3 protein-coding genes are annotated in these 2,437 nt (G+C 66.8%); 2 read left to right on the top strand and 1 reads right to left on the bottom strand.

Annotated features, from left to right (window positions below):
- Window positions 1-707 (top strand): ThiF family adenylyltransferase (locus LQV45_RS25850; RefSeq protein ID WP_230009500.1); only part of this gene is annotated, 707 nt, incomplete at its 5' end.
- A gap of 29 nt (window positions 708-736) precedes the next feature.
- Here the strand turns inward: LQV45_RS25850 and LQV45_RS25855 are convergent.
- A complete protein-coding gene (locus LQV45_RS25855) occupies window positions 737-1,540 on the bottom strand; it encodes a hypothetical protein (RefSeq protein WP_230009502.1) in 804 nt (267 codons plus the stop codon).
- 297 nt (window positions 1,541-1,837) lie between these two features.
- On the opposite strand from LQV45_RS25855, the gene LQV45_RS25860 reads away from it, so the two are divergent.
- Window positions 1,838-2,437, top strand: a 600-nt coding sequence (locus LQV45_RS25860; protein ID WP_230009503.1) for an Hsp70 family protein, incomplete at its 3' end; no start/stop codon positions are given.

Raw genomic sequence — 2,437 nt, forward strand, 5'->3', positions numbered from 1 at the left:
GGGCGAACACCGACACCTACGGCCGACTCAAAGTCGACGCGCTGCGGGAGGTGATCGAGAAGATCCGTCCGCAGACGCGGGTGGTGGCCTTCACCGAGGGGGTCACCGTCGACAACGCGGATCCGTTCGTGGCGGGTGCTGATCTCGTTCTCGACGAGTCGGAACTGCGGTACCTCCACGTGGGCACGGCGCTCGCTCGTGCCGCTCGACGGCACGACGTTCCCGTCCTTCTCGTCATGAACATCGGGTTCGGCGCGATCGCGACGTCCTTCGCTCCGCGCAGCCGGCACACCTTCGAGCGGATGATGGGTCTCCCGGCCGACATCACGCTCGACGAAGCGGCGACACGCACAGCGGATCTGAGTCGATGCGTGCCTTACCTTCCTCGGTACGGTGACTTCGACACCCTCCGGGCGACGGTCGCGGGGGCGCCGTTGCCGTCTGTGGTCCAAGGCGTGAAGGCCGCCGTCAGCCTTGGGGCGACGGAGGCGCTCCTCCACCTCGCGCGAGGCGACCGCAACCGACGCCGCCCTCCGGTGTTCGCGCCGCACTGGGCGTACAGCGATCCCATGGCTCTGGTGTCCGGCAGAATCCGGTACCCGCGGGCGCGACACTGGACGGGAGCGGCGGTGCTGGCAAGCCGTTCGCTCCTGGGCTGGAACCCGCGGGCGTCGTACACCCAGGAATCGCCCGTCGTCGCAGAATGATCACGGACGGGTGAATGACGCGCCGGTGTTCAGCCCACCGGATCCCGGCGCGTCTCGATGTCCACCAGAGCCTCGAGGATCCCCCAGAAACCGAGGGCGGCCGGATGCCATTCGACGGGCTCCCCATCGATTCCCGGCTTTGAGATGACCGTGTCCACGAGGTCGGGGTTCACGAGCCGCCGCTGGGCGAGCCCCTCCACGACGGCGGCTCCGAGCCCGGCGAGCAGTTCGGCCGACGCGCCGGGGTAGAACGAGAAACCCAGGCTGGCTAGTGCCGTGCCGTAGAACTCCGCCGTCCGGTCGATGAACCGACGCTCCGTTTCCTGCAGAGCGGACGCGACCCTTGCGCGGTGCTCCGCGTCCGCGAGGCTGCTCGCGGTGGCGACAAGGGTGACATGGCTCCGCCACGAGACAGACCCGCTGAAGTGCTCGAAGTTGACTCGGGTCGCCACGCGCGCCACCTCCCGCAGTACCGCTACGCGCCCGTCGTGAGTCGCGAGAAGGTGTTGGTACTTCCCGATGATCCCGTGAGCGACGTCCTGCGTCCCCGGGTAGAACATGGCGTCGTTCGACTCCGACGTGGTGGCGAGTTCCACCAGCAGGTCAGCGAAGAAGCGGTCCTTCGCGGGCCACAGCCTATAGAAGGCGCTGCGGGGGACCTCGGCGGCCCGGATGAGTTCTTCGAGGTTGAGATGTTCCAGGCTGACCGTCAGACCCGAGCTGTCCAGCATCCCCACCGCGGTAGTCATGACCCGGTGTCGCGACTCCTCACTGGACAGCCTCGGTGCCCGGGCCGCGGATCCCCACGCCTTTCCCTCCGTCTCGCGCGTCATGCGGTACTCCTCTGTCTTCGATGGGGGCTCACACCGTTGGGTCGTACCTCATGGGTACGTCTCAACGAGGGTACGCGACCATTGCAGAGCAAGATTGAAAATGCGGTCTTGCAACTGCAAGTTGCAAGACGCTAGTGTCATCCTGTCGGTTCGGACGGCTCGAGCGACCGCCTGTCGTTGGCCGGTGCGTCCAGGGGTGCTCGGGCTTCAGTGGAGTCTGTGCCCGAGCGGCGCTGGTGCCCGAAGGGGGAGCGCGACGACCGGCGTGGGGCGTTTTACGACAGAACGGAGCGATAGGTGGGCGTGGCGGTCGGCATTGACCTGGGGACGACGTACTCCGCGATCTCGATCCTTGGCGAGAGCGGCAGGGCTGAGATTCTCGCGAATCGAGAGGGTGAGCGCATCACGCCGTCGGTCGTCTACTTCCAGGACGATGGCTCGGTTCTGGTGGGGACGCTGGCCAAGCGCTCGGCGGCCGTCGCGCCGCTGGATGTCGTCGGCTTCGTCAAGCGACAGATGGGGAACCCGGATTGGCGGTTCGACGCCGCGAACGGGAGACAGTTCTCCCCCGAGGAGATCTCGGCGCTGATCCTCAAGCGTCTGAAGGAGGATGCGGAGCTGACCCTCGGGCAAGGCGCTGTGACGGACGCGGTGATCACGGTGCCCGCGTACTTCGATGACGCGAAGCGACGCGCCACCAAGGATGCCGGCCGGATCGCGGGGCTCAACGTCCTCCGCGTCCTCAACGAGCCGACGGCTGCGGCATTGGCCTATGGTGCGGAAAGCCGTCGGGACGGCACGATCCTCGTATTCGACCTAGGCGGCGGGACCTTCGACGTCACGCTCCTGACCGTCATGAACGATGTCTACGATGTCAAAGCCACCGACGGCCTGCAC

The sequence above is a fragment of the Microbacterium sp. Bi128 genome, from assembly GCF_918698205.1.

Bases quoted from the DNA above. Each gene is read 5' to 3' on its own strand.
- LQV45_RS25855 (WP_230009502.1), bottom strand. From the start codon at position 1,540: ATGACGCGCGAGACGGAGGGAAAGGCGTGGGGATCCGCGGCCCGGGCA.